Source organism: Bradyrhizobium sp. HKCCYLS2038 (genome assembly GCF_051167655.1).
Lineage (GTDB): Bacteria > Pseudomonadota > Alphaproteobacteria > Rhizobiales > Xanthobacteraceae > Bradyrhizobium.
This window is the reverse complement of record NZ_JBNPTM010000002.1, coordinates 40,636-67,567: the sequence shown is the minus strand read 5'-3', so window position 1 is coordinate 67,567 and position 26,932 is coordinate 40,636. Positions and strand designations below refer to the sequence as shown.

30 protein-coding genes and 1 pseudogene are annotated in these 26,932 nt (G+C 64.9%); 21 read left to right on the top strand and 10 right to left on the bottom strand.

Annotated elements, in window-relative coordinates; genetic code table 11:
• The first annotated feature begins 26 nt into the window (after positions 1-26).
• The 5 genes from ACQR1I_RS09565 to ACQR1I_RS09545 are packed head-to-tail and all read left to right on the top strand — an operon-like array spanning position 27 to position 4,814.
• Positions 27-980 (top strand): hypothetical protein, encoded by a 954-nt coding sequence (locus ACQR1I_RS09565; protein WP_434864369.1) that lies wholly within the window; start codon positions 27-29, stop codon positions 978-980.
• Positions 977-1,810, top strand: a complete 834-nt coding sequence (locus ACQR1I_RS09560) for a sugar phosphate isomerase/epimerase family protein (protein WP_434864368.1) — start codon at positions 977-979, stop codon at positions 1,808-1,810. The genes ACQR1I_RS09565 and ACQR1I_RS09560 overlap by 4 nt, the downstream gene beginning before the upstream one ends.
• A 15-nt stretch (positions 1,811-1,825) precedes the next feature.
• A complete protein-coding gene (locus tag ACQR1I_RS09555) occupies positions 1,826-2,848 on the top strand; it encodes a hypothetical protein (protein WP_434864367.1) in 1,023 nt (340 codons plus the stop codon).
• Positions 2,845-4,011, top strand: coding sequence for an FAD-dependent oxidoreductase (locus tag ACQR1I_RS09550; RefSeq protein WP_434864366.1), 1,167 nt, complete (start codon positions 2,845-2,847; stop codon positions 4,009-4,011). Before ACQR1I_RS09555 ends, ACQR1I_RS09550 begins: the two co-directional genes overlap by 4 nt.
• Positions 4,008-4,814: a glycosyltransferase family 2 protein gene (locus tag ACQR1I_RS09545; protein WP_434864365.1), complete on the top strand. Its 807-nt coding sequence runs from the start codon at positions 4,008-4,010 to the stop codon at positions 4,812-4,814. The genes ACQR1I_RS09550 and ACQR1I_RS09545 overlap by 4 nt, the downstream gene beginning before the upstream one ends.
• A 170-nt stretch (positions 4,815-4,984) precedes the next feature.
• On the opposite strand, the gene ACQR1I_RS09540 is transcribed toward ACQR1I_RS09545, so the two are convergent.
• On the bottom strand, positions 4,985-5,959 hold the full coding sequence (locus tag ACQR1I_RS09540; RefSeq protein ID WP_434864364.1) for a glycosyltransferase family 2 protein: 975 nt from the start codon (positions 5,957-5,959) through the stop codon (positions 4,985-4,987).
• Between the two features lie 656 nt (positions 5,960-6,615).
• Here ACQR1I_RS09540 and ACQR1I_RS09535 point away from each other — a divergent pair.
• Positions 6,616-7,320, top strand: coding sequence for a sigma 54-interacting transcriptional regulator (locus tag ACQR1I_RS09535; RefSeq protein WP_434864363.1), 705 nt, complete (start codon positions 6,616-6,618; stop codon positions 7,318-7,320).
• Positions 7,321-7,481: 161 nt separating this feature from the next.
• Here ACQR1I_RS09535 and ACQR1I_RS09530 read toward each other — a convergent pair whose 3' ends face one another.
• From ACQR1I_RS09530 to ACQR1I_RS09495, 8 genes and pseudogenes are all read right to left on the bottom strand, one after another.
• Positions 7,482-9,605, bottom strand: coding sequence for a pyrroloquinoline quinone-dependent dehydrogenase (locus tag ACQR1I_RS09530; protein WP_434864362.1), 2,124 nt, complete (start codon positions 9,603-9,605; stop codon positions 7,482-7,484).
• Positions 9,602-9,964, bottom strand: coding sequence for a hypothetical protein (locus ACQR1I_RS09525; RefSeq protein WP_434864361.1), 363 nt, complete (start codon positions 9,962-9,964; stop codon positions 9,602-9,604). The genes ACQR1I_RS09530 and ACQR1I_RS09525 overlap by 4 nt, the downstream gene beginning before the upstream one ends.
• Before the next feature lie 201 nt (positions 9,965-10,165).
• Positions 10,166-10,240, bottom strand: a complete 75-nt coding sequence (locus tag ACQR1I_RS09520) for a hypothetical protein (protein WP_434865109.1) — start codon at positions 10,238-10,240, stop codon at positions 10,166-10,168.
• Between the two features lie 31 nt (positions 10,241-10,271).
• Positions 10,272-11,579 (bottom strand): DUF2254 domain-containing protein, encoded by a 1,308-nt coding sequence (locus ACQR1I_RS09515; protein ID WP_434864360.1) that lies wholly within the window; start codon positions 11,577-11,579, stop codon positions 10,272-10,274.
• A 227-nt stretch (positions 11,580-11,806) separates the two neighbouring features.
• Positions 11,807-12,487, bottom strand: a pseudogene (locus ACQR1I_RS09510) (cation:proton antiporter domain-containing protein); the annotation flags it as partial.
• Between the two features lie 27 nt (positions 12,488-12,514).
• Positions 12,515-13,603, bottom strand: coding sequence for a YeeE/YedE family protein (locus tag ACQR1I_RS09505; RefSeq protein ID WP_434864359.1), 1,089 nt, complete (start codon positions 13,601-13,603; stop codon positions 12,515-12,517).
• 141 nt (positions 13,604-13,744) lie between these two features.
• Positions 13,745-14,095 (bottom strand): ArsR/SmtB family transcription factor, encoded by a 351-nt coding sequence (locus tag ACQR1I_RS09500; RefSeq protein WP_434864358.1) that lies wholly within the window; start codon positions 14,093-14,095, stop codon positions 13,745-13,747.
• A gap of 24 nt (positions 14,096-14,119) precedes the next feature.
• Complete coding sequence (locus tag ACQR1I_RS09495) at positions 14,120-14,509, bottom strand: thioredoxin (RefSeq protein WP_434864357.1); 390 nt, start codon at positions 14,507-14,509, stop codon at positions 14,120-14,122.
• Between the two features lie 121 nt (positions 14,510-14,630).
• Between ACQR1I_RS09495 and ACQR1I_RS09490 the strand changes: the two genes are divergently transcribed.
• Complete coding sequence (locus ACQR1I_RS09490) at positions 14,631-15,365, top strand: cytochrome c biogenesis CcdA family protein (protein ID WP_434864356.1); 735 nt, start codon at positions 14,631-14,633, stop codon at positions 15,363-15,365.
• On the opposite strand, the gene ACQR1I_RS09485 is transcribed toward ACQR1I_RS09490, so the two are convergent.
• Positions 15,366-16,082: a hypothetical protein gene (locus ACQR1I_RS09485; RefSeq protein WP_434864355.1), complete on the bottom strand. Its 717-nt coding sequence runs from the start codon at positions 16,080-16,082 to the stop codon at positions 15,366-15,368. It lies immediately after the preceding gene.
• Positions 16,083-16,204: 122 nt separating this feature from the next.
• On the opposite strand from ACQR1I_RS09485, the gene ACQR1I_RS09480 reads away from it, so the two are divergent.
• The 14 genes from ACQR1I_RS09480 (at position 16,205) to ACQR1I_RS09415 (ending at position 26,903) form a co-directional block, all read left to right on the top strand.
• Positions 16,205-16,753, top strand: a complete 549-nt coding sequence (locus tag ACQR1I_RS09480) for a SoxW family protein (protein ID WP_434865108.1) — start codon at positions 16,205-16,207, stop codon at positions 16,751-16,753.
• 125 nt (positions 16,754-16,878) lie between these two features.
• On the top strand, positions 16,879-17,322 hold the full coding sequence (soxX, locus tag ACQR1I_RS09475) for a sulfur oxidation c-type cytochrome SoxX (protein WP_434864354.1): 444 nt from the start codon (positions 16,879-16,881) through the stop codon (positions 17,320-17,322).
• Between the two features lie 20 nt (positions 17,323-17,342).
• The gene (gene soxY / locus ACQR1I_RS09470) at positions 17,343-17,795 is read left to right on the top strand and encodes a thiosulfate oxidation carrier protein SoxY (RefSeq protein ID WP_434864353.1); all 453 of its coding nucleotides are present in this window, start codon (positions 17,343-17,345) and stop codon (positions 17,793-17,795) included.
• A gap of 18 nt (positions 17,796-17,813) precedes the next feature.
• Complete coding sequence (gene soxZ / locus ACQR1I_RS09465) at positions 17,814-18,140, top strand: thiosulfate oxidation carrier complex protein SoxZ (protein WP_434864352.1); 327 nt, start codon at positions 17,814-17,816, stop codon at positions 18,138-18,140.
• A 33-nt stretch (positions 18,141-18,173) separates the two neighbouring features.
• Complete coding sequence (soxA, locus tag ACQR1I_RS09460) at positions 18,174-18,998, top strand: sulfur oxidation c-type cytochrome SoxA (protein WP_434864351.1); 825 nt, start codon at positions 18,174-18,176, stop codon at positions 18,996-18,998.
• A 20-nt stretch (positions 18,999-19,018) separates the two neighbouring features.
• Positions 19,019-20,698 (top strand): thiosulfohydrolase SoxB, encoded by a 1,680-nt coding sequence (gene soxB / locus ACQR1I_RS09455; RefSeq protein ID WP_434864350.1) that lies wholly within the window; start codon positions 19,019-19,021, stop codon positions 20,696-20,698.
• 5 nt (positions 20,699-20,703) lie between these two features.
• Positions 20,704-21,987, top strand: a complete 1,284-nt coding sequence (gene soxC, locus ACQR1I_RS09450; protein ID WP_434864349.1) for a sulfite dehydrogenase — start codon at positions 20,704-20,706, stop codon at positions 21,985-21,987.
• On the top strand, positions 21,926-22,705 hold the full coding sequence (locus tag ACQR1I_RS09445; protein WP_434864348.1) for a c-type cytochrome: 780 nt from the start codon (positions 21,926-21,928) through the stop codon (positions 22,703-22,705). The genes soxC and ACQR1I_RS09445 overlap by 62 nt, the downstream gene beginning before the upstream one ends.
• A 26-nt stretch (positions 22,706-22,731) precedes the next feature.
• A complete protein-coding gene (locus tag ACQR1I_RS09440) occupies positions 22,732-23,166 on the top strand; it encodes a hypothetical protein (protein WP_434865107.1) in 435 nt (144 codons plus the stop codon).
• 11 nt (positions 23,167-23,177) lie between these two features.
• Positions 23,178-24,080: an alpha/beta hydrolase gene (locus ACQR1I_RS09435; protein ID WP_434865106.1), complete on the top strand. Its 903-nt coding sequence runs from the start codon at positions 23,178-23,180 to the stop codon at positions 24,078-24,080.
• 8 nt (positions 24,081-24,088) lie between these two features.
• The gene (locus tag ACQR1I_RS09430; protein WP_434864347.1) at positions 24,089-24,529 is read left to right on the top strand and encodes a DsrE family protein; all 441 of its coding nucleotides are present in this window, start codon (positions 24,089-24,091) and stop codon (positions 24,527-24,529) included.
• A 63-nt stretch (positions 24,530-24,592) separates the two neighbouring features.
• Complete coding sequence (locus ACQR1I_RS09425; protein WP_434864346.1) at positions 24,593-25,693, top strand: YeeE/YedE family protein; 1,101 nt, start codon at positions 24,593-24,595, stop codon at positions 25,691-25,693.
• A gap of 95 nt (positions 25,694-25,788) precedes the next feature.
• On the top strand, positions 25,789-26,331 hold the full coding sequence (locus ACQR1I_RS09420; protein WP_434865105.1) for a YeeE/YedE thiosulfate transporter family protein: 543 nt from the start codon (positions 25,789-25,791) through the stop codon (positions 26,329-26,331).
• Positions 26,332-26,345: 14 nt separating this feature from the next.
• A complete protein-coding gene (locus ACQR1I_RS09415) occupies positions 26,346-26,903 on the top strand; it encodes a YeeE/YedE thiosulfate transporter family protein (protein ID WP_434864345.1) in 558 nt (185 codons plus the stop codon).
• Positions 26,904-26,932 lie beyond the last annotated feature (29 nt).

The window sequence follows — 26,932 nt, the reverse complement described above, 5'->3', positions numbered from 1 at the left end:
CTGCAGCAAAATCGTGTGAGATCAATTTGACGGACGTGTTGATTGGATCGACGGGCTTTGTTGGCGGGCAACTGGCTCGGCAGCACGATTTCGGCGCGTTGCTGAGCAGCCGCAACATCACGGACTATTCCGGTAGCGCATTCGACACCTGTGTCTGCGCGGCGGCGCCGGGCTCCATGTTTCTGGCCAACCGCTTCCCGGAGGTGGACCGCGCGCGGATCGAGACGCTCAAGCTGAACCTTGCTGCTATCAAGGCGGAGCGCTTTGTCCTCGTCTCGACCATCGCGGTGTTTGACGACTTCTGCGCCGCTGACGAGAGTGACATCCGGCATGCGCAGGCGTCCGCCTATGGCCGCCACCGCCGCGACCTCGAACTGTTCTGCGCCGCCCAGTTTCCCCGCTGCCTGGTGGTGCGTTTGCCGGCTCTGTTCGGTGCGGCGCTGAAGAAGAACTTCCTGTTCGACATCCTCAATCCCATGCCGTCGATGCTTCCGCGTCCGCGGCTCGAGGCGATGGCCGGCAGGCTCGATCCCGTCTTGGCCGAGGGATTGGCGGGCATCTACGAGTGGGACGACGCCTTGGGCCTCTTCGTCATCAACCGCGAAGCTGTGGAGGCCTGCGGCCGCCGGCGTGACTATGATGCCGCTGTTCGGGAGATCGGCTTCGCCGCCGAACTGTTCACCTCGCCGCAGACGCGCTTCCAGTTCTATGACATGAACCGGCTTTGGAGCGACATCGTCCGATGTCTCGCCGCCGGCGTGGATCTGGTCCATCTGGCCCCGGCGCCGCTCTCCGCCGCGCATGTCTACGCCACCTTGACTGGCCGGCCGATGCCCGCCAGCGAAGCGCGGGTTCATGCCGAGGATATGCGCACCCGTTACGCGGCCCTGTGGGGGCACGCGGGCCCGTACATCGAGACGGAGGAAGACGTGCTCTCCCGCCTCACGCGTTTCTTTGCCGAGGTGAGGCCTCCCGCATGAAACTCGCGATCTCCAACATCGCCTGGTCTCCGGAAGAGCGCGCCGGCGCTTATGCCTCGATGCGGCGTCACGGGGTGGCCGGGCTAGAAATTGCCCCGGGGCTGTTCTTCGCCGGAGCTGCCGATCCGTTCGAGCCTGATGAGGCGGAGGCCGCGTCTGTTCTCGCGGAGGTGGCCGACGCGGGGCGCGCTCTCGTCTCCATGCAGTCGCTGTTGTTCGGCGTGCAGGGTGCAGCTCTGTTCGGCGATGCGGACGCCCAGGCACGCTTCATCGCCGGCATGCACCGGGCGATTGCCTTGGCCGGGCGCTTCGGCATTCCAAATCTGGTCTTCGGGTCCCCCACCCAGCGCGTCGTTCCGGAAGGGCTTGCATCGGACGCCGCTCGGGATATCGCGGTCGGCGTCTTCCGCTCCCTGGGTGATGCGGCGGCGGCTGCGGGCACGCGCCTCGGAGTCGAGTTCAATCCCGCCGTCTACGGAACGAATTTTCTCACGACGCACGACGAGGTCGCGGACTTCGTCGCTGCGGTCGACCATCCCGCCGTGACCATCATCCTGGATCTCGGCGCCCTGCACATGAATGGACATTTCGAGGATGTCGAGGCGATCGCACGGCGCCTCGCACGCCATGTCAGCCACGTACATGTCAGTGAGCCGCTGCTCGGGCCTGCGCCGGCGCAGCCGGAACAGGCGGCCCGCGCCATGCGAGCGATGCGGGCGGCGGGATATGACGGCTGGTTTTCGGTGGAGATGAAGCGGCCAGGTGATGGCCTTGCCGGGGTGGATGCTGCGCTGGAGCGCCTGACGGCCGCGGCCGCCTTGGCCGAATGACGGGGGGACTGAGAGATGACCGATCGCCCTCCCACCGAAGAGCTCTTCGTCTCGGTCTGCATTGCCGATCCCGAAGGTGAAGCGGCAGCGTGCATTCCGGTTCTCCGTGCGCTCGCCGCGCGTCTGGCGGAGCGCTTCCGCTACTGGGAGATCTTGCTGGGGATCCCGGCCGAGTCCGAGCATCACTACTATGAACTGGCCAGCCGGATACCCAATCTGCGCCTGCTGAAGATGCGCGCGGGCACGCCGTTCTACCGACGCCGCGTCGCGGTTGCCTCCGAGGCCATTGGCGATGCCGTGGTGCTGACCACCCCGGCGGAGCTTTCGATCGTCGATCCGGTGAGGGCGCTGGAGATGGCGGCGGGCACCGGCTCCATCGTGATGGGGCGATTGGGCGGGTCTCATGCCCTGCGACGCGCGCTTCGGGTTCTCGGCCGCGGCGCAGGCTTCCGGGTGGATCCGCGCGACATGCAGACGGTCGCCTATCCACGCACGCTGCTGAACATGCTGCTGGCTCATCCCGACCGGACCCTGGCCATGCGCTTCCCGCCGTCGGATGGCGCGATCCCCGTGCGGTGGATCAATGCCACCGGCCAGAGCGCCCGGCGCTCGCTGTCCGCGACCGAGTTTGCCCGCAGGCTCGACCTGATGCACAGGTTGCTGATCGCCTCGGCGCCGCGTGTGCTGTCCACGCTGGCGATGTTCTCCCTGCTCGTGGTGGCCTCGGCGATCGCCTACGGCATTTACTGCGTCACGGTCTGGCTGACCTTCTCCAAGGTGCAGCCGGGTTGGTTCACGATCTCGATCGTCACCAGCCTGACGAGCGGATTTCTCGGCAGCGCCGTCTTCGGACTATCCATCGGCGTTCAGCGGCTGATCGACCTTCTCTCCGCCGATCTCAACGAGGACATCGTCGACGAGATCGCCGCGGTCGACCTGTTTGGCCGTGCCGTGCGTGAGCTCAACATCGAGATTGCCGGGCAGGGTGCCGAGCCGGTGCAGGGCGATGCCAGGGGCGGCGAGGCACCCGCCGAATGACCCGCCCGCGCGTCGACTTCCTGGTCATCGGAGGCGGGTTCTACGGGTGCAGCCTCGCGCTGCTGCTGCGCTCCATTAGCGAGAACATCACCATCGTGGAGGCGGGGGACCGGCTGATGGACCGCGCCTCGCGGGTCAATCAGGCGCGGGTTCATACCGGCTTCCACTATCCGCGCAGCGCGCTGACCGCGGTCAAGTCCATGGTGCTGCACCAGCGCTTTGCGCGTGATTTCCCGGACGCGGTGGTCGACAGCTTCCAGATGCTCTATGGCATTGCGCAGCGCCGCTCGAAGGTGTCGGCAAAGCGGTTCTACCGCATGTTCTCCGACATGGGAGCACCGATCGCGCCCGCAGATCCGTCGCGCGCGGCCCTGTTCGATCCTCACACGATCGAGGCCGTGTTCGACTGCGTCGAATATGCCTTCGACTCGACCGTGCTACGTGCCGGCATGGCCGAACGTATCGCCGCCGCCGGCATCGAGTTGCGGCTGCAAACGGAGGTCATCCGGCTGGAGGAACGGCCCGACGAGGTGGTGGCGGAGCTCGCCAATGGCACCTCGATCAGCGCCCGCCATGTCTTCAACGTCACCTATTCGCAGATCAATGCGTTGCTGAAGACCGCGGGGCTTGCCCCGACGGAGGTGAAGCACGAGCTTGCGGAAGTCGCGCTGGTGCGCCCGCCCGCCCAGCTCGCGCCCTATGGCTTTACCGTGATGGACGGACCGTTTTTCTCGATGATGCCGTATCCGGCGGAGCAACTGCATTCACTGACTCATGTGCGCTATACGCCTCATGTGAGTTGGACCGACGCGACGGCCGGGCGCTCCGCCTATGACGTCTTCCGCGGGCTGGAGAAGACAAGCCGGAACCGGCATATGATCCTCGACGGCGCGCGTTATCTTCCCGCGCTGGCGGAGACCGAGTGGGTGAAGTCCCTGTACGAGATCAAGACCGTCCTGTTGCGAAACGAACGGGACGACGGCCGCCCGATCCTGTATCAACGCCACCCGGCGGACTCACGGATCATCACCATCATGGGCGGCAAGATCGACAACATCTACGACCTGTTCGATCTCATCCGCATGAGCCGGCCCGAATGGGCCGGCGTGAACGAAGCCTACGTCCACGGAGAAGCTCAGCGGCGCCTGGGAGCAGCCGAATGAGCCACGCCGCGCCTGATACGACCTTCCCGGCGGACTGGGATTTGCCAGCCTTCGAGACCGAGGTGAGAGGGCCGCGGCGGCATGACCATGCCTTGGTCATCCCGGTCATCAACGAGGGGGAGCGTATCCGCGCCCAGTTGACTCGCGTGGAAGCGGCCCGGCTGCCCGTGGATGTGGTGATCGCCGATGGCGGCTCCACGGACGGCTCTCTCACCCCGGACATCCTGGCGGCGGCCGGTGTGCGTGCGCTGCTCACGAAACGCGGACCAGGCCGCCTCAGTGCGCAGTTGCGCATGGCTTATGCGTGGTGCGTGCAACAGAGCTATGCCGGCATCGTCACGATCGACGGCAACGGCAAGGACAATGTGAGCGCCATCGCGGTGTTCGTCGATCGCCTCAAGGCCGGCGACGACTACGTCCAGGGGTCGCGCTATCGGAAGGGCGGCAAGGCGGTCAATACACCGCTTGAACGCACCCTGGGCAACCGGTTGATCCACGCCCCGCTGATGAGCCTTGCCGGGAGGAGATGGTTCACCGACACCACCAACGGCTATCGGGGCTATTCCCGTCGCTACCTGCTCGACCCCCGGGTCGAGCCCTTCCGCTCCGTGTTCATGAATTACGAGCTGCTGTTCTACCTCACCGTTCGTGCCGGGCAGCTCGGCTACAAGGTCCGCGAAATCCCGGTGGAGAGGGCCTATCCAACGAGCGAGCCGACGCCGACGAAGATCAACGGCATCGGCGCCAAGCTGGCCGTGCTTCGCCAGGCGATCGACGCCGCCCGCGGCCGCTTCGCGCCCTGACAGCGCTTCGTTGCAGCGGCACGAGGCGCAACCGCATCAAGCATCTGCGTGACGACGGGCGAATCATTCGTTGTGAACCAATCGAGTATGAAATTCGCGCCGATGAACCCACGCTCCCGGTAACCAAAATGGTGCGGGACCCACTCCGCCATCCTCGAAATCCCCATCGATCAAAATCGCCTGAACGTGGCCGCGATCATAAGACCGAGGTTGGCGAGAGCAGTCTGCCGATAAACGCCGGATCGCTTCAAATTGCCTAAACGAGACGGCAGGGTGCCAATCCTGGCTCTTTTGAAAAATTCGAAAGTCTTGCGGTTTTCGGTTGTCATCTGAGGCACAAAATCTTGAAGAACGTTGATATTGGTATCGATCCATCGAGCAAAACGCCCGGCGCGCAGCATCTGAATTCTCCGCAAGCGCGCCGACAGGTTCCGGTTCGATCCCTGCGCATTCGAAGAGTGCTGGCGGTAGGAAAGGCTCGGAATCGGATCGTAACAGACTTGCCCCCCAACCGCTGTGACGAGTTGGTAGATGGCCCAATCGTGCGATACGACCTCGCCCCTGATTTGCTCGACCAGTCGTTTTGCAGCGCGATTGAATGCCATCGTATTGGCGCCGCCGATGTTCTCGACGAGTGCGTTCTGAAAGCTTGGTGGTCGGATGAACCGCGGTGAACGTCCGATGGGTTGACCAGAAGCGTTGATCAAGTCGGTACGAGAGCAATACAGTCCTGGTACGTTTTCGGGTATCGTGTCCAGCCAAGCCACGGCGCGCTCGAGCTTGTCTGAGCGCCATATGTCGTCCTGGTCGCTGAAGGCAAAATAATCGGCATCGATGGTTGGATGCTTGACGAGGCTAAGGTAGTTCGCCGCAAATCCACGCTTTGGCCCGACCAAAATCTCGACGGCCTGCTGCACGGTCGTTTTGAAGCGCTGGATCAAATTGAGGGTGTCGTCCTCCGATCCGTCATCGGAAGCGTAGAGTTGCCATTCGCTATGGGTTTGCCGCCTGTAGGAGTCGAGCTGCTGCGGCAGATACAAGGCTCCATTCCATGTTCCAAGCAATATTGCGACGCGCTTGGTGGATAAAGACGGATGATCTTTCATTTTGATTGTACGGTATTCATCTTTCACTGGCAGGGGCACAAGATACTCTGCGTCTGGCCAAGACAAGGACTATTCTGTCGCGCTGACAGACCAATCGTCGTCCGCGTTAGCCGGTGAAGCTCGAATTGGTCCCAGCGAAGAAGACTTGCGACATGTCGGGAATTGTCTCGCGCAGGCTCTTACGGCCCGCAGGCAAGTCGAGTTAAACCAGTCGATGGATGGCGGCGGTTTCAATGATCGGCGAAGGCCATCGGCCTTTCGCCGAATGACAGGCTCGGGGCGGCGATGACCGAGCTTGTGGAGAACGACGTGGCCGACGAGAGTCTGTCAAGGTGCGGACGCGACTTTGCCGAGCGAGAGCTGGAGGGCGTGTTCGCTTTTGCAAATGTATTATAATACCGTTCATTTAAGACAGGCTGTTGCTGTGAAGGCTGATCGCGTCGGAGAGCTGATATCAGAGTGAAAGTACGAGCAGAAGTGGTCGTGTTACTCTAGCCGACCGTTTCCTTGGTTCGAATCATGCCGCCCTCTCGGAACAGTCCTGCCTTCCGGCTATCGCATCGACTTGGATATGAGCGGTTTCATGGGATCGGGGAGGGACGTCGTCGAGGACCGCAAGCGGCGCGTCTGCCGATACGCAGCTAAAGGGCCAGACCGCTCCGACCGCTTCGGTTCCGCCAGGCCAGCCGGAGTTCGTGTCCTATCTGGAGGGATTGCCCGAGCCGCATATTCTGGTCGACGAGCAGTATCGCATCGTCGCTTCGAACACGGCCTATCGGTCCGAGTTCAGTCCTGATGCCGACGTGATCGGCCGGAGGTGCTATGAGGTCTCGCACCAGTTCTATGAGGTCTCGCACCAGTTCAATGTGCCGTGCGATCAGGCCGGCGAGAGTTGCCCGCGGGCACGCCTGCAGGAAACTGGCGTGCGCGAGCGTGTTCTGCATCTCCATCACACGCCGCATGGCGAGGCCTACGTGAACATCGAGCTCGTGCCGGTGCGCGATGGGCAGGGCCATCATGCCTGGTTCGTGGAGAAGATGGAGCCGCTGCGGGTCGCGCGAGGCGAGCCGGCAGCAGACGGTCTCATCGGTCGATCCTCGGCATTCCGGCAAATGCTCGAGTCCGTCGCCCGCGTCGGCCCTTCCCATGCCAGCGTGCTGCTGCTCGGCGAGTCCGGCCCCGGCAAGGAGCTGGAGGCTGGAGCAGTTCACAAGGCCAGTGGGCGGGCGTCTCATGCATTTGTCGTCGTCGACTGCGCAAGCAAAGAACAGGAAGGCGACGTCTTGCGCCGTGCGCTCATGACCCATCGCGGAAGTCGTCGCGAGCTAGCCGAGAAGCTCGGAGACAGCATTCGAACGCTTTACCGCAAACTTGGTGAGCTGGATGGTGGAAATTTGTGAATCGACGCAGCTTGGAATGTCAGTATTGCTGGTTGCGAACCTTTCCCTGCGCCTCTTCTTCCAGGAAGAGGTTCATGCGAGGCACACAACTCGGGCGGAAACCGCCGCGAGATCGCCCACTCACATCAGCTGTTTGAAACTTGCAGAGATGATGCGCCCGATCACTGCGGCAGGGCATAGACGGCGACCTGATCGCCGACCTGGTCCTTGAGGATCGTGTTGCCCCCGGCGACGAAGGCGACGTATTCGCGGCCCTTGTAGTCGTAGACGGCGGGATTGGCGACCGCCGGGGCCTGGACGATGTCGGACCACAGCTCCTTGCCGTCGGACAAGGCGTAGGCCCGCACCTTGGCGTCCATCGAGGCGCCGATGAAGATCACGCCGCCAGCGGTCACCGCGGGACCTCCGATGGTCACCGAGCCCATGGATTCCGGCATGTAGAAGCCCCATTTCTGCGACGCGCCGATCGGGCGGCGCCATTTGATGTCGCCCGTGGACATGTCGATGGCGGCGATCTCGCCGAAGGGCGGGGCCCAGCAGGGCATGCCGAGCCAGTTCAGCGCGTTGTCGAGCGACATGCCATAGGGCGCGCCTTCCTGCGGATAGAAGCCCTGCTCGTTGCCGGAGCCCGCTGCGAGCTGCTCATATTCCTTGCGTGGGTAGAGCTTGATGGACTGCACCACGTGCGAGAAGTTGACGATGGCGGTCTTGCCGCGCGGATCGAACGCGACGCCGCCCCATTGCACGCCGCCGGCCGAGTCGGGATAGAGGAGCACGCCATTGTCCTTGTGCGTCGGCGGCGAGTACATGCCGGCGTAGTTGAGGCTCTTCCACAGCCGCGAGCATTGGCCGAGCCCGAGGGCGTCGGCGACCCACCAGATCGGAGGCTTCCTGGACTGGTCGAGCAGCGGCGCCGGCTTGGTCGGGAAGGGCTGCGTCGGCGCGTAGACTTCGCCCTGGATCGAGCCGTCGCCACCTGGCACCTTGCGCTCCTCGATCGGCCAGACATCCTTGCCGGTGCGGCGATCGACGACGAACAGGAAGCCCATCTTGGTGGCCTGCATCAGCGCCGGGATCTGCTGCCCGTTGACGGTGATGTCCATCAATGTGGGAGCGGAGTTGATGTCGTAGTCCCAGATGTCGTGATGCACCCATTGGCGCGACCAGACGACCTCGCCGGTCTCGAGGTTGAGCGCCGTGGTCGAGGTGGCCAGCGGAATCTTTTCGGTACGGTTGCCGCCCCAGTAGTTCGGCGACGGGCTGGAGACCGGGAGATAGACCAGTCCGAGCCCCTCATCGACCGACATGCCCGTCCACACATTGGCGGTGCCGGTGCGCGGCGCGATGGCCGGCGGCAGGGCGGCGAACGACCATTGCCGCTGGCCGGTCTGCGGATCGACGGAGAAGACGGTGCCGGGAGGGGCTTCGGCATAGGCCCAGTCCTTGCCAGCCCAGCCGAGGATCACGTGATTGCCGGCGACCGTCGGCGGCTGCAGCAGAGACAGCGGATATTTGTTGTTGACGTCGTTCCACTGGTCGACGTTGAGGACGCCTTTGTTCGCGAAGCCTTGGCAGAGCTTTCCGGTATCGGCATCCATGGCGAACAACTGCGCGTCCATGGTGCCGAGATAGACGATCTTTTGGCACGGCTGGCCGGCGATGGGAGCAGGCGACTGCCAGTAGGCGACGCCGCGATTTTTCAGCGCCGGCTGGGTCAATGCCTTCAGCGTCGACTTGGAGTCGAAGGTCCATTTGACCTTGCCGGTGCCGGGGTCCAGCGCAATGACGCGATAGAACGGCGTGCCGATGTAGAGCGTGTCGTTGGCGAAGATGGGCGTCGCAGACCAGACGCTGGTCGGCCGATCGCCCGAGCCATCCGACACGTCACCGGTGTGATACTCCCAGACCTTCACCAGCGATTTGACGTTGTCGGCGGTGATCTGTGTGAGGGGCGAGTACTTCTGCGCGTTCAGTTGACCGTGAAACGTATTCCAGGTGGCTTGCGCCGGGACGAGCGGGATCGGCTTCGGCGCGGGCAAATTGCCGGACGGCTGCTGTGTAGCGGCTTCGGTGGTTGCTGATGGGCTGCTGGTCGGCGGGGACGATGGGTTCTCCACATTGCCACGCGGTTGCGACTGATCATGCTGGTCCTGGCCGGGGATTCCGCCGGAGGTGGCCGCTGGATCTTTCGTGTCGTTCTGGGCGATGGCCGGCAGCAGCGCGGCCGCCAGAGCCAGCCCGAGCGCAACAGCTGTCGTTCTACGAAGGAGCGAGCGGATCCTCATGCTACGGCCCTTCTCGGCTGAGAGGGGGCGGCGAGCGTGATGATCAAGCCGACGAATACGAAGACAATGGCCGCCGCCAGCCACCACGCGTGCAGAAACCAGGCGGCGACGATGGTGCCGAGCGCGCCAAGCAGCCCGAGCGTCCAGAACACCCCGAACAGCCAGCCGCGGCCGCCGAACCACAGGATGAAGGCGTCGACGACGAGGGCCAGGCTGGATGCGATGACGAGCAATACGCCGGGCGCTCCGGTGACCCCGGTCAAGGGAGTGAAATAGTAGTACAGCCCGAGCAGCGTGCCTGCGGCGGCTGCGACGAGAACGATGATCGGGCCGAGCGGATGTCTGTGAGGTGAGGTCAAGTGAACGCGTCCAAGCTTCATGGCCTGCTGCCGCGGCAGGATGGATCAAAAGAGCAAGAAGAGAATGTTCTTTCGAAGCGGCGGTTCCTCCCGCCCGCGACAGTGCGGCGGGCAAGAGATCGGATCGTGTCCGCAGCCGTACACATTCCGTGGGAACGATCAGCGTGGGAGGTGATGCGCCGCCGACAGCAGCAAACGTCGCTACATCTTCTTCTTTAAGCCCCGAGTCAGAAGCCACCAATTGGCAGGGTACGATGTGAGAAAGCCGAACAGCATCGCGGGATGCATCTGCGTCCACGCGCAATGCTCAGGCGCGGAAGCGCCCCAACGGACCATCTTCGAGGATGGCGGTGAAGACGCGATGATGGCTGCGGATCGCGTCCAGGTCGCTGGGCGTGCGGATGCTTCGCTCGGCATCCTCCAGCACGAGGTCGGCCTGCATGCGGATGCAGCCGCTCCGATCCGGGTCGCGCTCCCGGCTCACCACCTGCGTCATCACCTCGATCATGCGGATCAGGACTGGCGGCGCATCCGTCGCGTTCTGCCGGATCATGTCGAACATGGCGCCGACCAGCTCGTGATAACGGAGATGCGGAACGACCAGCGACGGCTTGCCATCCTTGATCCAGACCCCGGTCTGCAGCTTCACCGGCTGTATCTCGCACAGCGCAGCGCCGAGGCGGTCGAGGACGGTGATGGCCGTGTGAGGATCGTTGATCCCGGGCGAGAGGGCGCGGACCGCGACTTCGACGAGTTGCCGGAGCGCGAAACGGATATCCGCCGACGTCACCTGCTGCGGGCTGAGCGCGGTCGCATGGCGGATCGCCTCCTCGATGCCATCACAGGGGTGGGTTGCGATTGCGATCGGTGCGCCGGGAAAGACGTAGTCCCCCGGCCGGACCATGAGATGGATGGCGGTGCCGTGCTCGCAGGCCCAGGTCGCGAGTCCGTTCTCGTCGAGCTGGACCAGATAGCCTTGCCTCGAGTCTGTGATGGGAACGGCATGTTGCCAAAAGCTAGGGGGCGGGGGTGCAGGCTGACTCCGCTCCCGCGTGAGCGAGCCGATCATCGCCTGTACATCCTCGCTGACGAGGCTGATGACGGTGTCGACGTTGATCCGTCCGGACATGTGACCGACGAAGTAGACCAGATTGGCGACCGAGAGAAACGCGAGCACGATGCCGATCGTGGTCGCAAGATGCGGCACGAATTCCCCTTCCGCCGGGGTGCGCACGCTGCGCAGGACGATGAGAGCGTAGCAGAAGGTGGCGAGGAAGACGCCGAGCGTGACCTGGTTGCCGCGGTCACGCGTGAAATTCCGCAGCAACCTCGGTCCCATCTGTCCGGCCGCGAGCGACAGTGCCGCGATCATGATCGAGAACACCGTGCCGGCGACGCCGATGGTGGAGGACGCGATGGCGCCCAGGAGCGTGCGGGCTCCGGTGGCTCCGCCGGTGTAGAGCCATTCGTCGCGCAGCCAGCCGGGCACGATCGTGCCGCGATCGACCGCGATCGCCAGAAACGCGATGCCGATACCGAGCAGGATCAGCAAGGCCGGCACCAGCCAGAACGTCTCCGCGAGATCGTCGAGCAGCTTGCGGAATCGCGCGGTCATTGCTCCTCATCGGCGGGCGAACAAAACAGCCTGCGGTGGTCGATGACGTGCCGAGGCCAAGCTGGACCGCAATGGTCTGTCGGCTGACAATGGTTCCATTCTACAAAGGTTCCGCTCCACGCGGGAACAGGCGCTGGAGACGCCGTTGCAGCACACGACAATGTTCAGCGGCATGGGCGCGTCCGACGGTGCTGAAGGCTCGCATTGCGCAGGGTGGAGTCGACCGCTCAGCGATCGACTTGGGCCGGCAGAGACAAGGTCCGCCTGGCGACCAGACCGAGCGTCGATCCCTGCACGATCACGCTGAAGACGACGACCGCATAGGTCGCGGCGAGGATGGGCGCCTTGGCCGAGTCTTCCGGAAGCGACAGCGCCAGGGCCACCGAGATGCCGCCGCGCACGCCGGCCCAGGTCAGGAACGGGATGTTGTGTGCCGAGACGAGCGCGGTCCGGGCAAGGAACAGCAGCGGAAGGCTGACTGCGATCAGCCGCCCCAGCAGCACGAGCGGAATGGCCGTCGCCGCGCCCAGCAATGCAAGCGCGCCGAACCGGAGCAGAAGGACCTCGAGACCGATCAACAGAAAGAGCACGGAATTCAGGATCTCGTCGATCAGCGTCCAAAGTCCGAACAAATAGCGCTGCGTCTGCTCGCTCATGGCATATCGCGGGCCACGATCTCCGATCAGCAATCCTGCTGCGACGACGGCCAGCGGCGCGCTGCAATGGAGCCGAAGGGCGGCTGCATACACTGTGGTGACGAGCGCCAGAGAGACCAGAACCTCGATGGCGTAATCGTCGATCGCATGCATGGCCCGGTAGGCAATGTAGCCGCCCGCAAGCCCCAGGAGAATGCCGCCACCCGCTTCCAGCAGCAGTATCTCGCCGATATCGACGGCGCCGGAGACCCCGACCGCCATTCTGTGTGATCAGGCGGTCTAGGAATGGCTCATCCGGAGCAGGTTGCGCAAGGCGGGCCGCCATTCGCCCGTCATCGTGTATTCGAGCCCCAGGCGCGCGCCGCAGGCGATCGCCAGCATGGTCAGCGGCGCCGACAGAGCGAGGGTCGAGAAGGCGGACAGGCCCTGGCCGATGGTGCAGCCCATCGACATGACTCCGCCGGTGCCCATCAGGAGCGCGCCGATCATGTGGCGCTTCAGCTCGCGGGCGTCGTCGCAGGCTTCCCAGCGGAAGACGCGCGAGAACATGGCCGCTACGAACGAACCAAGGATGACGCCGGCGACCGAGCCGATCGCGAAGTCGGCGTGGCTGCCCGAGAGCGTAGCGATGTAGAGCACGGTGTTGCCGAGCGGAGCCACGAAGGTGAGCGAAGCCACCCGCTCGGGGTCGAAATCGTCATGGCCGAGCCAGCCGGTCGCAAACCAGCCGAAGGCAACCGCGCCGCCGACCGCGAGGCCTGACAACAGCAGGCGGGGTGATCTCACCAGCCGGCCATCAGCGAGCGCCCACGCCGCGAATGCCACAGCCGCGAGCGATACGATGACAGGCCGTGCGTAGGAGCCGATCGCCGCGGACAGCAGCGTGTCCATGCCCTGGTTCATCGCCTCCGGCAGATGCACCGACAGGGGCTCGATCAGACCGACGCGTAAGAATCCAGTGAGGCCACGCATCGCCGCCAAAGCGGAGACGCCGAGCACGAGAAAGACGACGATGGCGCGCAGGTCGCCGCCGCCGATGCGCACCAGGGTCCCGAAGCCGCAGGTGCCGACCAGCGCCATGCCGATCCCGAACAGCAGGCCGCCGAGGATGGCGCCGCCGAGCGGAATGGAGGAGGTCAGATAGATCGAGCGGGAGAGATCGACGAGACCGAAGCTGGCGAGCAACTGGGTAGCGACAAGCGCGGTGGCTGCAGCCAAGGCGAAGGATTTCAGCCGCCGCGTGTCAGCGCCGAAGAAGGCATCCTCGAGCATCGCGAGCGTGCAGAAGCGCCCGGCGCGGCCGGCCACGCCGAGCACGGCGCCTGCCAGCAGTCCGCACATGAACGTCAGAGCTGACGGACTGAGCATGCCTCCCCGATGTCCTTGTTCTTGTCCGGGCGATTGTGCGCCAGGATCGACGGCGAAGCCAGACCTCTTGCGACGGCCGCTGCCGGCCTTCGCGCCCCGCGCCGCACATGCGTCCGAGGATATCGCAGCGCGAAGCGACGTTCAGCGGCGGCGCTTGCGGACCGGCTCGCAGAACACGTCGTAGATCGCGGTCAGGATCCTGCGGACGTCCTCGCTGGCGAGACTGTAATAGATCGTCTTGCCGTCGCGGCGCGTCGTCACCAGCCGGTCGAGCCTCAGACGGGCGAGCTGCTGCGAGACCGTCGACTGCCGCTCGCCGAGAAACTGCTCGAGCTCGGTGACGGATTTTTCGCCTTCGGAGAGGATGCACAGCAGCAGCAGCCGGGACTCGTGCGACAGCGCCTTCAGCATTTCGCTGGCTTCGCGCGCCTTCTCGATCATCTGCTCAAGCTCGGCAGAGGTTTCGATGTCCTTCAACTTCGGCAACGGCATGAATTTGGGATCCTCGATTGTTCGTCAGGAGCGGGCCGGCGTCCCGCTTGTAGCATTCATGATGCGGCCAAGCATCCCAAAGAAGAACGCATCGCCCGGATAGCCGCGGATCCGTCCGATCTCGCGGCCCTGGTCGAGCACGACGAAGGTCGGCGTGAAGGCGCCGGGGTCGATGCCGGCGAGATCCGCCGGCAGCGCCTGGGTGAGGTCGACCCGCCGCAGGGGGAGGGCGTGGCCTTCGTCGGTCTTGGCATAGATCGGCGCGATCTCGGCATTGAACCGGGCGCACCAGCCGCAGCCGGGGCGTTCGAACATCACGAGCTCGGAGGCGAGGAGCGGGGACGACAGGCACAGCAAGGCGATCGCGGCCGAGGCGAGCGTTGCGAGCCTGCGAACTGTGATTTGACCGGACATGCCGCCATCCTCTCTGGACTTGCCGGCCAATCTATCATTAAATTCGAATATGTACTAGTGTGCAGATTCCGAAGCCTGCCGTGCAGGCCGGGGTCCGCAGCACTGGCCGCGGGGAGGACAAATGGATCTCGACGTCACGCTCGGCGCTGCGCTCGCCGCCGGCCTCCTGTCGTTCCTGTCGCCCTGCATCCTGCCGCTGGTGCCGCCGTTCCTGTGCTACATGGCCGGCGTCTCGGCCGCCGATACGATCACCGAGGGCGGCACGGTGCAGCGCCGGCGGACGGTGCTGACGGCGCTGTGCTTCGTCGCCGGCTTCTCGCTGGTATTCATCAGCCTGGGGGCGACAGCCTCCGTGTTCGGACGCTTCATCGCCGGCCATCTCGGCCAGCTCGGTATCGTCGCGGGGCTCGTCATCATCACGATGGGGCTGCATTTCCTTGGGGTGATAAGGATCCCCTTGCTGTACCGGAGCGCGACGATCGATGTCGGCCGCAAGCCGGCCGGCCTGCTCGGCGCGTTCATCATGGGACTGGCATTCGCCTTCGGCTGGACGCCGTGCGCGGGGCCGGTGCTTGCCGCCGTGCTGATGATGGCCGGCGCCGAGGCGACCGTGAGGAAGGGCGCGCTGCTGCTCGCGGCCTATTCGGTCGGAACGGGAATCCCGTTCCTGATCGCGGCGGCCTTCACGGGGCAGTTCATGACGATGCTGAAGGGGATCAAGCCGCATCTGCCCTTGGTCGAAAAAACGATGGGCGGCTTTCTCGTTCTCACCGGAGTGGCCTTCCTCGCAGGTGTCATTCCGGAGATGTCGCAATGGATCTTCGAGCGCTTTCCCTCGCTCGCCACCATCGGCTGATTAGCCGAAGCGGAAGTCCAGCAGATTGACGAAGGATTGCAGCTCGATCTCGTAGCGATGCACGAGGCCGGCATCACCCGCACGCGCGGCGCGGCCGATCTCGGCGGCGCTGACGCTGGCGCCGTCGATCAGGCGGCGGAACTCGGCCTGGCTCGCGACGTCGGGCGCGGCGAGCCCGTTGCAACGTTGCAGCTGCGAGCGCAACGCGTCGCCCGCCTCGACGACCTCGCCAGGCTCGGCCTTGGCCGAGGCGAAGCGCGCCGCGACGTTGCGCAACGCGTTCATGACGGGGGCGAGCTCGAACGCGCAGTCGCTGAGTTCGATCACGCCTGCATCCCGTCTCAGCGCGTGGATCTGCTGGCGCAGCGCGGCGATGTCCACCGCGGCTCGGGCGCCATCACCTGCGGTCAGCGCCGCGTCGGCCTTGCTCAGGCGATCGTTACCACCGGCGATCAGCTCCGAAAGAGACCTGTCCGAATCGGGGGCCAGCGCGCGCTCGGTCACTCCGCCGAGCCTTGCCCAGGCCCGTCGGGCATCATCGAGCTCGATCTGCGCGAGGCCGATATTGCCGGTGCGCGCGTAGCTCGCAGCGGCGCGCAGGCTGGCCATCGCCGCCGGCATCAGCGCCGCGATGTCCGCCTTCTCTGCGGCATGCAGATGGACGCTTGGGGCGAGACACGACAGCACGAGGGACAGAATGATGGCGCGGCGCAGCATCGAATGTCCTTTTCACATTCTTTTATTCGAATATGGTGTAGCGAACTCCGGCCGATTTGGCAAAGCGCGCGAGCAGGCACATGACCTCGAACCCGACGATGACGCGGCGCGTCCTGATTGCCATGCTCCCCGCCGTTTCGGTGCTCGGCGCCAGGCCGACGCCTGCGCGAGCGGTCGCGGTGCTCGGCGACGATGGGCTGTATCATCAGTCGTGGTTTCTCAACAGCTTCCTCGACTTGCGCGAAGATCTCGACAGCGCGGCATCGGAAGGCAAGCGGCTTGCGATCATGTGGGAGCTGCGCGGCTGTCCGTATTGCCGCGAGACGCATCTGGTGAACTTCGCCGATCCCGGCATCACCGACTACATCCGCGCGAATTTCGAGGTGCTGCAGCTCAATCTGCTCGGGTCACGCAAGGTGACCGACTTCGACGGCAAGGAGCTCACCGAGAAGGAGCTTGCCGAGCGCTACGCCATCAGGTTCACGCCGACCTTCCAGTTCTTTCCGCCGTCCGCCGACGGCGTCGCCGCCAAGGAGCCGCTCGCGCGCGAGGTGGCGAGGGCGCCGGGCTATCTCAAGCCGCCGCACTTTCTCGCGATGTTTCGTTTCGTGCGCGACAAGGCTTATGAGCGCGGCACGTTCCGCGACTATCTCGCCGCCTCCAAAGGTTGAGTGCGCTGCCGCATCGAATTCGGTTGACTTCAATCATATTCTCAAATCATAATTCGTGAATATGACGGACCGTAAGTCCGTCGGGTTAGCAGGCGAGGGGAAGCCTCGTCGGTCAGGGTGGAAACATGCGCCGTTTGATTCCGGCCGCCTTGTTCTGCGCGTTGCTCTCGGCAACCGCGCGAGGCGACGAGCCGATCAGGCTCGATGTCGTCGACTACGCGATTCCGAAATCGTTGACGGGCGCGGCCGGCAATGCCGATGCCGGCAAGAAGGTGTTTCTGACGCGGACCTTGGGCAATTGCCTCGCCTGTCATCAGGTCTCTGCGCTGAGGTCTGAGGAGTTTCACGGCGAGTTCGGGCCGTCGCTCGACGGCGTCGCGACCCGCTACAACACGGCGCAGCTGCGCCTGATCGTCGCCGACCCCAAGCGCATCTTCACCGATACGGTGATGCCCGCTTTCTACAAGAACGACGGTCTCAATCGCGTCCGTCCGGAGTTCGTCGGCAAGCCGGTTCTCACCGCCGCGCAGGTCGAGGACGTCGTCGCCTTTCTCGAAACATTGAAATAACCGCCTCTGGAGGATGATGCATGGGCGCAATCAACAGACGACAGGCGTTCCTTCTCGGCGGCGGTTTCGTCGCTTTGACGGTGTTGCCGATGGCCGCCAACGCCGAGCCGAGCAACGACGCGGCCGAGCTGATCAAGAAGTTCACCGGCGGCAAGGAAGCGACAAAAGGCAAGATCACGCTCGATCTGCCTGAGATCGCCGAGAACGGCAACACCGTGCCGCTCGCGCTCTCGGTCGAAAGCCCGATGACCGCCGAGAACTACGTCAAGGAAGTACTGTTCGTGGCCGACGGCAATCCCAACGCCGGCGTCGCGACGCTGATGTTCACGCCGATGTCCGGCAAGGCCGAGGCGTCGATCCGCATCCGTCTGGCGCAGACCCAGAACGTGATCGCGGTGGCCAAGATGAGCGACGGCTCGCTGTTCACCGAACGCAAGACCGTCAAGGTCACCATCGGCGGCTGCGGCGGCTGAGGCAGAGGAGAGACGAACATGGCAGACAAGCCGCGGATCAAGCTTCCGAAGGAAGCCAAGAAGGGCGAGATCATCCAGGTCAAGACGCTGGTCTCGCATCTGATGGAATCGGGCCAGCGCAAGGATGCGCAGGGCAAGCCGATCCCACGCAAGATCATCAACAAGTTCGCTTGCGAGTTCAACGGCAAGCCGGTGTTCTCCTGCGTGCTGGAGCCGGCGATCTCCGCCAACCCGTACATCCAGTTCGACGCCAGGATCGACGAGGAAGGCACGTTCAAGTTCGCCTGGACGGATGACGACGGCTCGGTGGTGACTGCCGAGGAAAAGATCGCGTTGAAGGCCTGATCGGCGGGCTGTGATCGCTACGGGGAGTGACGGATGTCCATTCGCTACGGTTTTCTCGCTGTCCTGGCCACGGCCGCGCTGACCTTCTCGGCGATCGCCGTGTTCGGCCAGGAGGCGGAACGGAAGGGCATTCCGGCGCCTCCCGGCCACGTCTTTCAGACCATCATCTCGGGCTATCAGTTCCGCACCAAGGAAACCCGCGCGCTCCAGGACGACGACCTGGAAAATCCTGGCTTCCTCGCCGTGGAACGAGCCGCTGACACCTGGAAGGCGGTCGACGGCGCCGAAGGCAAGTCCTGCATGAGCTGCCACGGCGAGGCGGAAAAGACCATGAAGGGCGTCGGCGCAGCGATGCCGAAATGGAGCGAGAAGCTCAACAAGCCGGTCAATCTCGAGCAGCAGATCAACATCTGCCGCACCGAGCACATGAAGGCGCAGCCTTGGGGCTTCAAGTCCAAGGAGCTGACGGACATGACGGCGTTCGTCCGCTTCCAGTCGCGCGGCATGCCGGTGGCGGTGAAGACCGATGGTCCGATGTCGCCCTGGTTCGAGAAGGGCAAGGAGATCTACTACACGCGGGTCGGCCAGCTCGATCTTGCCTGCGCCTCCTGCCACGAGAAGAACAACGGCAAGTTCATGCGCGCCGATTTCCTCAGCCAGGGTCAGACCAACGGCTTTCCGACCTACCGGCTACGCGATCAGCGCCTGATCCCGCTTCACGAGCGGTTCGAGGGCTGCATGTTCGACGTGCGCGGCGTGCCCTACAAGCCGCTGTCGGATGAGTTCCTCGCGCTCGAGCTCTACGTCGCCTGGCGCGGCATCGGCCTGCCCGTCGAGACACCGTCGGTCCGCAACTAGCGGACACAAGGATAGACATCATGATATCGCGTCGCGAATTCGTTCAGGTCGCATTGGCGGCGGCTGCCTTGACGGGCGGCACGTCCCGCGCCTTCGCCCAGCAGAAGCTGACTGAGAAGGAGCTTCTCGCGTTCGAACCGGTCGGCAACGTCACCCTGGTGCACGTCACCGACATTCACGGCCAGCTGATGCCGCTGTATTTCCGCGAGCCGTCGACCAATCTCGGCGTCGGTGACGCGAAGGGCCAGCCGCCGCACGTCACCGGCAAGGAGTTCCTCACCCGCTTCGGCATCGCGCCGGGCTCGTCGTCGGCCTACGCGCTGACCTCGGAGGATTTCGAGGCGCTGGCCAAGACCTACGGGCGGATCGGCGGGCTCGACCGCGCCGCCACCGTCATCAAGGCCATCCGAGCCGAGCGCGGCGACAAGGTGGTGCTGCTCGACGGCGGCGACACCTGGCAGGGATCGTGGTCGTCGCTGAAGACGCGCGGCCAGGACATGATCGATTGCATGGCACTCTTGAAGCCCGATGCGATGACCGGGCATTGGGAGTTCACCTACGGCACCGAGCGCGTCAAGCAGGCCGTCGATGGTCTCGGCTTTCCGTTCCTCGGTCTCAACATCCGCGACACCGAGTGGAACGAGCCGGCGTTCGAAGCCTCGACGATGATCGAGCGCGGCGGCGTGAAGATCGCGGTGCTCGGCCAGGCTTTCCCTTATACGCCCGTCGCCAATCCGCGCTGGATGATTCCGAATTGGTCGTTCGGCGTGCGCGAGGAGGACGTCCAGACCCAGGTCGACAAGGCGCGCAAGGATGGCGCCGGCCTCGTCGTGCTGCTGTCGCACAACGGCTTCGACGTCGACCGCAAGCTGGCGAGCCGCGTCAAGGGCCTCGACGTCATCCTCACCGGTCACACCCATGATGCGCTGCCTGAAGCGGTCAAGGTCGGCAAGACCCTGCTGATCGCCTCGGGCTCCTCCGGCAAGTTCGTGTCGCGGCTCGATCTCGACGTCAGGGATGGCGAGGTCAAAAGCTATCGCTACAAGCTGATCCCGCTGTTCTCCGACGTGATCACGCCGGACACGGCGATGGCGGCCAAGATTGCCGAGGTGCGCAAGCCGTTCGCCGCCGAGCTCGGCCGTGCGCTCGGACGCACCGAGACGCTGCTGTATCGCCGCGGCAATTTCAACGGCACCTTCGACGACCTGATCTGCCAGGCGCTGCTGCAGGAGCGCGATGCCGAGATCGCGCTGTCGCCGGGCTTCCGCTGGGGCACCAGCGTGATGCCGGGCCAGGACATCACCTTCGAGGACGTCACCAACGCCACCGCGATTACTTACCCGGCCGTCTATCGCATGGGGATGACCGGCACGCGCCTCAAGGAGATCATCGAGGACGTCGCCGACAATCTGTTCAACGTCGACCCGTACTACCAGCAGGGCGGCGACATGGTCCGAATCGGCGGCATGTCCTACGCGATCGACGTCAACAAGCCGCAGGGGCAGCGCATCTCCGACATGCGCCTGATCAAGACCGGCGCCGCGATCGATCCGGCGCGCGAATATCAGGTCGCCGGCTGGGCCAGCGTCAACGAAGGCACGCAGGGCCCGCCGATCTGGGAGGTCGTGTCGAGCTACCTGCAGCGTCAGAAGACCGTGCGTCTCGAGCCCAACCGGGCCGTCAAAGTCTCCGGAGTGTGACGACGATGTCCAAGGACAAATCTCTTTCCTCACCCCCTCGCGCGTCGCGCCGCGGCTTCCTGACCGCGGCGGGCGGCCTCGCAGCGACCGCGCTCGCGACGCAGGCGCGTGCGGGAGCCGGCAATCCCGCCAACCAGCCGCCGAACGTGCCGGAATGGACGCGCACGCTCGGCGAGGGCGTCGCGGTGCGCCCCTACGGCAAGCCGTCGAAGTTCGAGAAGGACGTCATTCGCCGCGACGTCGAGTGGTTGACGGCGTCGCGCGAATCCTCGGTCAGCTTCACGCCGCTGCATGAGCTGGAAGGCATCATCACGCCGAACGGGCTGTGCTTCGAGCGCCATCACGGCGGCGTCGCCGAGGTCGATCCGGCCGATCACCGGCTGATGATCCACGGCCTGGTCGAGCGGCCGCTGCTGCTGTCGCTCGACGAGCTCAAGCGCTACCCGCGCGTCAACCGCATCCACTTCATGGAATGCGCGGCGAATTCCGGCATGGAATGGCGCGGTGCCCAGCTCAACGGCTGCCAGTTCACCCATGGCATGATCCACTGCGTCCAGTACACCGGCGTGTCGCTGCGCACGCTGCTGGAAGAGACCGGCGTCAAGCCGAGCGGCAAGTGGCTGCTGGTCGAGGGCGCCGACTCCGCATCGATGGATCGCAGCCTGCCCATCGAGAAGGCGCTCGACGACTGCATCATCGCCTACAAGATGAACGGCGAGGCGCTGTATCCCGAGCAGGGCTATCCGATGCGCCTGGTCGTGCCGGGCTGGCAGGGCAATCTCTGGGTCAAGTGGCTGCGCCGCATCGAGGTCGGCGACCAGCCCTGGCACACCCGCGAGGAGACGTCGAAGTACACGGACCTGCTCCCGGACGGCAAGGCGCGGCGCTTCACCTGGTCGATGGATGCGAAGTCGGTCATCACGAGCCCGAGCCCGCAGGCGCCGATCAAGCATGGCAAGGGCTTTACGATCGTCTCGGGCTTGGCGTGGTCGGGCAGCGGCAAGGTCAAGCGCGTCGACGTGTCGTTGGATGGCGGCCGCAACTGGTGGCCGGCGCGGATCGATGGTCCGGTGCTGGATAAGGCGCTGACGCGCTTCTACTACGAGTTCGACTGGAACGGCGAGCCACTGCTGTTGCAGTCGCGGGTGCAGGACGAGACCGGCTACGTCCAGCCCTCCAAGGCCGAGCTGCGCAAGGTGCGCGGCTACAATTCCATCTATCACAACAATGGCATCCAGACCTGGCATGTGCAGGCAAATGGTGAGGTCGAGAATGTCGAGGTCGCCTAAGCTGATCCTTGCAGTCGCGCTCGCCACCTTTGCGGGCTCGGTCGCGCTCGCCGGTGGTCCGGGCGAGAAGATGGCGGCCAAGACCGAAGCCAAAACCGAAGCAAAGGCGGAAGCCAATTCGCCACAGCGCTTCAACATCGGCCGCGCGCCGACCGTTGAGGAGATCCGCGGCTGGGACATCGACGTGCGGCCGGACGGGCAGGGGCTGCCCGCCGGCAAGGGCACCGTCGCCCAGGGCGAGAAGCTGTTCATGGACAATTGCGCCAGCTGTCATGGCGAGTTCGGCGAGGGCGCCGGCCGCTGGCCGGTGCTCGCCGGCGGCAAGGGCTCGCTGACCTCGGACAATCCGGTCAAGACGGTCGGCTCCTATTGGCCTTACGCCTCCACCTTGTTCGACTATGTCCGCCACGCGATGCCGTTCGGCAGCCCGCAGTCGCTGAAGGTCGACGAATACTACGCGCTGGTCGCCTATGTGCTCTATCTGAACGACGTCATCACCGATCAGAACTTCGAGCTGACCGACAAGAATCTCGCCACGATCAAGATGCCGAACGAAGGCGGGTTCATCATGGACGACCGGGCGACCAGCGAGAAGGCGTTCTGGCAGAAGGACCCGTGCATGAAGAACTGCAGCGCGCCGGTCAAGATCACTGGACGTGCGACCGCCGTTGACGTCACGCCTGAGGACAAGGACGGCAAGCCGCGGGGCGTCGAGTGACGAGGGCCGGATGCAGCCGCCGCCAGATCCTGCTGGCGGCCGCATCCGTCGCCCTCGCCGCAAGCGGGACCGCTACCATTGCCGCTGCAGCGGAGCCGCACAGGCTCGCGCTGCAGATCAGCGATGAGGATCCGGCCAAGATGCGCGCCGTGCTCGACGTCGCCGCCAATGTCTCCCGGCACTATTCCGGCGAGGGCGACGAGGTCGAGATCGTGGTCGTGGCGTTCAATGGCGGCCTCGACATGCTGCTGGCCGATCGCTCGCCGGTGAAGGAGCGGGTGCTCGGCTTCGCCAAGTCGATGCCCAATGTCAGCTTCATCGCCTGCGGCAACACCCTGGAGACGCTCGCGAGCAAGGAAGGGCGGCAGCCGCCGCTGCTCGCTGGCGTCACGGTGGTCAAGACCGGGGTCGCGACCCTGCTGGAGCTGGCGGAGAAGAACTGGACGATCGTGCGTCCGTGAAGGAATTTGCGATGCGCTGGTGGCTCGCTCTCGTCGTCTGTCTCGTTGCCTCGGTCGCGCTGGCCGCTGAGGAGCCGCGCGAACTCGTGATCGGCGGCCGCACGGCGCTTGGCACGCTCAGGCTGCCTGCGCAGTCGGGACCGGATGTGCCGCTGGTGCTGATGACGCACGGCACGCTCGCGCACAAGGACATGGAGACCATCCAGGGCCTGTCCAAGGCGCTGGCCGAGCGCGGCATCGCCTCAATGGCGCACAATCTCACGCTCGGCCTCGATCGCCGCACCGGCATGTACGACTGCGCCAAGCCGCATGACTACGTGCCGGATGATGCGATCGAAGAGATCGCCGCCTGGCTCGCCGAGGCGCGCAAGACGTCGTCGCGGATCTTTGTGCTCGGGCATTCGCGCGGCGCCAATCAGCTCGCGCGCTATCTGGTCGCCAACCCGAAAGCGGCCATCGACGGCGTGATCCTGCTGGCGCCGGCCACGGTGGGCATCGAGACCAGCCTGAAGGCGGCCTACGCTGAGAGCTACGGCCAGCCCCTGGCGCCGCTGCTCGACAAGGCCGAAGCCGCTGTTTCCACGGGCCGTGGCAGCGAATGGATGTCGGTGCCGGGTTTCATCTATTGCCGCGATGCCAAGGTGACGGCGCGCGCCTTCTCTGCCTTCTATCGCGCCGACCGGCGCCAGGACACGGCGGCGCTGATCGCTGACGTCACTCTCCCGGTCCTGGTGCTTGCGGCCGCGCAAGACACGACCGTGCCGGACGTGGCAGCCTCGTTCGCGCCGCTGGCCGCTCGCGCCGGTAGTCGTGTCCGGCTGGAGACGATCGACGACGCCGATCACTTCTTTCGCGATCTCGCCGCCGAGGATGCCGCCGATCGCATCGCAGGATTCATCGCAGCCGCGCGTTAGGAGTGACCATGGAACGACGATCCTTGATGCAAGCCGGGCTTGCCAGCCTGTTCGGAATGTTGGGTGTCAGCAGCGCCCGGGCTGCGACGGAGTCTCCGCGCCAGCGTGTCGCCTATCATCTGGCCGATCAGGACCGCGCCCTGTTCGTGCTCGGCAACATCCAGAACCACGTCGATGGCACCGGCGGCCCCGGTCGCGCCGACATCCGGCTGGTGATCCATGGTCCCGGCTTGCGCGCCTTTCACGCGATTTCGGCCGACCAGACCATTGCGGCGCTGGCGGAGCGGCTGATGAAGGCCGGCGTCGGCTTCGATGCCTGTGCCAACACCATGAAGGCGCAGGGCGTAAAGCTCGACGACCTCTTGCCCGGCTTCGCGGTGGCGGAGAAGGGCGGCGTGGTGCGACTCACCGAGCTGCAGCAGAGCGGATACGCCTATCTGCGCCCGTGACGGGCGTGCCTTTGCCGACGCCGCCCGGTTCGATAGCGGCGGAACTGAACGACGAGAGCGCCCGTGCTCACCGCATTGATCGACCTTCTGGGTGAGGAGCTGGTCTCGCTGCTGTGCGGGCTCGCCGTCGGCGGTGCGTTCGGTTTCTTCGCCCAGCGCAGCCGGTTCTGCCTGCGGGCGGCGACGATCGAGTTCGCGCGCGGGCAGGGCGGCCCGCGTCTGGCGGTGTGGCTCCTCACCTTCGCCTCGGCGCTGCTCGGCACCCAGGCGCTGGTCGCAATGGGACTGCTCGACGTCTCGGAAGCTCGGCAATTGGCGCAGCAGGGCAGCGTCTCCGGCGCGATGATCGGCGGCACCTTGTTCGGCTGCGGCATGATCCTGGCGCGCGGCTGTGCCAGCCGGCTCCTGGTGCTCTCGGCCAACGGCAATCTGCGGGCGCTGCTCTCAGGCCTGATCTTCGCGGTGACGGCGCAGTCGGCCTATCGCGGCCTGCTCGCGCCGGCGCGCGAGTGGCTCACAAATCTCTGGCTCGTCGACGGCGGGTCGGCGCGCGATATCATGAGCCTGTTCGGCGGTGGCACGCCCGAGAAGCTCGGCTTCGGCATGTTGTGGTTCGTGGCCGGACTTGCCGCGGTCTCGAAGTTTCAGGTCGGCGCGAAGATCCTGCGATCGGCCGTGGCCGCTGGCGCGGCCGTCGCTGCGGGCTGGCTGCTGACCTATCAGCTCGGCCAGGCCTCGTTCGCGCCGGTGCCGCTGAAGAGCCTGACTTTCAGCGGCCCGTCCGCCGAGCTCTTGATGCAGGTGCTGGCCAGCCCGCAGCTGAAGCCGGGCTTCGACCTCGGCATCATCCCGGGCGTGTTCATAGGTTCATTCGTCGCCGCCGCGCTGGCGCGCGAACTCAATCTCGAAGGCTTCTCGGATGGGCGCGGCATGCGCCGTTACATGATTGGCGCCGTCCTGATGGGATTCGGCGCGATGCTGGCGGGGGGCTGCGCGGTCGGCGCCGGTGTGACCGGGGCGTCGGTGTTCGCGCTGACGGCCTGGATCGTGCTCGGCGGCATGTGGCTGGGCGCGGCCGTGACCGATTTTGTCGTCGACCGCTGGCTGTTCGGAGCCAAACAGGTGCAGCGCGAGACGCTGCCGAGCACTGCGACGCCCTCATAATTTATATTCACAAGTTCGAATATACGTATATAATGTCCTGGTACCTGCACGGCCTGTGCCGTGCGCGAGCAGGGAGGGCAGGCGTCATGACAATCATGACCGACGTCGTCGTCGGAGATGCGAGGAAGTCCAAACGGATCGACTGGTCGCCCTATCTGGTCGGCGCCGGCATCGGCATCCTGAGCTGGGTGGCCTTTGCCGGGTTCGGTGATCCGCTCGGCGTGACGACCGCGTTTTCACGCATCGCGTCGCTGTTCGCTGCGCCGCTGATCGGATCCGAGGCCGTCGCTGCCAACAGCTATTGGAAATCGATGCCGCTGAAGTGGGACTATGGCGTCTGGTTCCTGGTCGGCATTCCACTCGGTGCGTTCCTGTCGGCGACCATCTCGGGGACTTGGCGCCTCGAGCTGGTGCCGGAGGTCTGGAAGGAGCGCTTCGGTCCATCGGTGTTGAAGCGCTTCGTCGCCGCGTTTCTCGGCGGCATTGTCATCATGTATGGCGCGCGGCTGGCCGGCGGCTGCACCAGCGGGCACGGCATTTCCGGCGGGCTGCAATTGGCGCTGTCGAGCTGGCTGTTCCTGGCGGTGATGTTCGCGACCGGCCTGGTCGTGTCGCGCTTCATGTTCCGCAAGGGCTGAGAGGGAGAGAGGTCATGACGTCATTGATGAGCATCGGCGGCCCGATCCTGATGGGCGCCGTCTTCGGCTATCTGCTGCAGCAGGGCAAGGTCACAAGCTGCAACGTGATCGAGAACCAGTTCCGGCTGCGTGACTTCACCGTCTTGAAGGTGATGGGCACGGCGATCGTGGTCGGCGGCATCGGCGTGCTGCTGCTGGTCGATACCGGCAACACCAAGTACTACGTCAAGGATGCCAACATGCTGGCGGTCGCGCTCGGCGCGGCCCTGTTCGGTATCGGCATGGTCGTCTACGGCTACTGCCCGGGCACTGCGCTCGGCGCCATCGCCAGCGGCAGCGTCCACGCAGCGGTCGGGGCCTTCGGCATGATCGTCGGCGCCATCCTCTATGCGTTGAGCTTCGACTGGGTGAAGGCTCACATTCTCAATGTCTGGGCGCTCGGCAAGGTGCGGCTGCCCGATATCACCGGCGTGCCGGATGGCGTCTGGTTCGCCGCGCTCGCCATCGGCGCCGGCGCGTTCTTCTTCTGGGTCGAGGCGTCGGAGGCCAAGGCGAGGCGCGCGCAAGGTTAGGCCGCTCCGCCCGATCCGCCCATCATCAA

What these genes read in the sequence shown, in the direction of transcription:
- ACQR1I_RS09560 (WP_434864368.1), top strand. Translation starts at nt 977, where the DNA reads ATGAAACTCGCGATCTCCAACATCGCCTGGTCTCCGGAAGAGCGCGCC.
- ACQR1I_RS09555 (WP_434864367.1), top strand. Translation starts at nt 1,826, where the DNA reads ATGACCGATCGCCCTCCCACCGAAGAGCTCTTCGTCTCGGTCTGCATT.
- ACQR1I_RS09550 (WP_434864366.1), top strand. Translation starts at nt 2,845, where the DNA reads ATGACCCGCCCGCGCGTCGACTTCCTGGTCATCGGAGGCGGGTTCTAC.
- ACQR1I_RS09545 (WP_434864365.1), top strand. Translation starts at nt 4,008, where the DNA reads ATGAGCCACGCCGCGCCTGATACGACCTTCCCGGCGGACTGGGATTTG.
- ACQR1I_RS09530 (WP_434864362.1), bottom strand. Translation starts at nt 9,605, where the DNA reads ATGAGGATCCGCTCGCTCCTTCGTAGAACGACAGCTGTTGCGCTCGGG.
- ACQR1I_RS09515 (WP_434864360.1), bottom strand. Translation starts at nt 11,579, where the DNA reads ATGACCGCGCGATTCCGCAAGCTGCTCGACGATCTCGCGGAGACGTTC.
- ACQR1I_RS09505 (WP_434864359.1), bottom strand. Translation starts at nt 13,603, where the DNA reads ATGCTCAGTCCGTCAGCTCTGACGTTCATGTGCGGACTGCTGGCAGGC.
- ACQR1I_RS09500 (WP_434864358.1), bottom strand. Translation starts at nt 14,095, where the DNA reads ATGCCGTTGCCGAAGTTGAAGGACATCGAAACCTCTGCCGAGCTTGAG.
- ACQR1I_RS09495 (WP_434864357.1), bottom strand. Translation starts at nt 14,509, where the DNA reads ATGTCCGGTCAAATCACAGTTCGCAGGCTCGCAACGCTCGCCTCGGCC.
- ACQR1I_RS09490 (WP_434864356.1), top strand. Translation starts at nt 14,631, where the DNA reads ATGGATCTCGACGTCACGCTCGGCGCTGCGCTCGCCGCCGGCCTCCTG.
- ACQR1I_RS09485 (WP_434864355.1), bottom strand. Translation starts at nt 16,082, where the DNA reads ATGCTGCGCCGCGCCATCATTCTGTCCCTCGTGCTGTCGTGTCTCGCC.
- ACQR1I_RS09480 (WP_434865108.1), top strand. Translation starts at nt 16,205, where the DNA reads ATGCTCCCCGCCGTTTCGGTGCTCGGCGCCAGGCCGACGCCTGCGCGA.
- soxX (WP_434864354.1), top strand. Translation starts at nt 16,879, where the DNA reads ATGCGCCGTTTGATTCCGGCCGCCTTGTTCTGCGCGTTGCTCTCGGCA.
- soxY (WP_434864353.1), top strand. Translation starts at nt 17,343, where the DNA reads ATGGGCGCAATCAACAGACGACAGGCGTTCCTTCTCGGCGGCGGTTTC.
- soxZ (WP_434864352.1), top strand. Translation starts at nt 17,814, where the DNA reads ATGGCAGACAAGCCGCGGATCAAGCTTCCGAAGGAAGCCAAGAAGGGC.
- soxA (WP_434864351.1), top strand. Translation starts at nt 18,174, where the DNA reads ATGTCCATTCGCTACGGTTTTCTCGCTGTCCTGGCCACGGCCGCGCTG.
- soxB (WP_434864350.1), top strand. Translation starts at nt 19,019, where the DNA reads ATGATATCGCGTCGCGAATTCGTTCAGGTCGCATTGGCGGCGGCTGCC.
- soxC (WP_434864349.1), top strand. Translation starts at nt 20,704, where the DNA reads ATGTCCAAGGACAAATCTCTTTCCTCACCCCCTCGCGCGTCGCGCCGC.
- ACQR1I_RS09445 (WP_434864348.1), top strand. Translation starts at nt 21,926, where the DNA reads ATGGCATCCAGACCTGGCATGTGCAGGCAAATGGTGAGGTCGAGAATG.
- ACQR1I_RS09435 (WP_434865106.1), top strand. Translation starts at nt 23,178, where the DNA reads ATGCGCTGGTGGCTCGCTCTCGTCGTCTGTCTCGTTGCCTCGGTCGCG.
- ACQR1I_RS09430 (WP_434864347.1), top strand. Translation starts at nt 24,089, where the DNA reads ATGGAACGACGATCCTTGATGCAAGCCGGGCTTGCCAGCCTGTTCGGA.
- ACQR1I_RS09420 (WP_434865105.1), top strand. Translation starts at nt 25,789, where the DNA reads ATGACCGACGTCGTCGTCGGAGATGCGAGGAAGTCCAAACGGATCGAC.
- ACQR1I_RS09415 (WP_434864345.1), top strand. Translation starts at nt 26,346, where the DNA reads ATGACGTCATTGATGAGCATCGGCGGCCCGATCCTGATGGGCGCCGTC.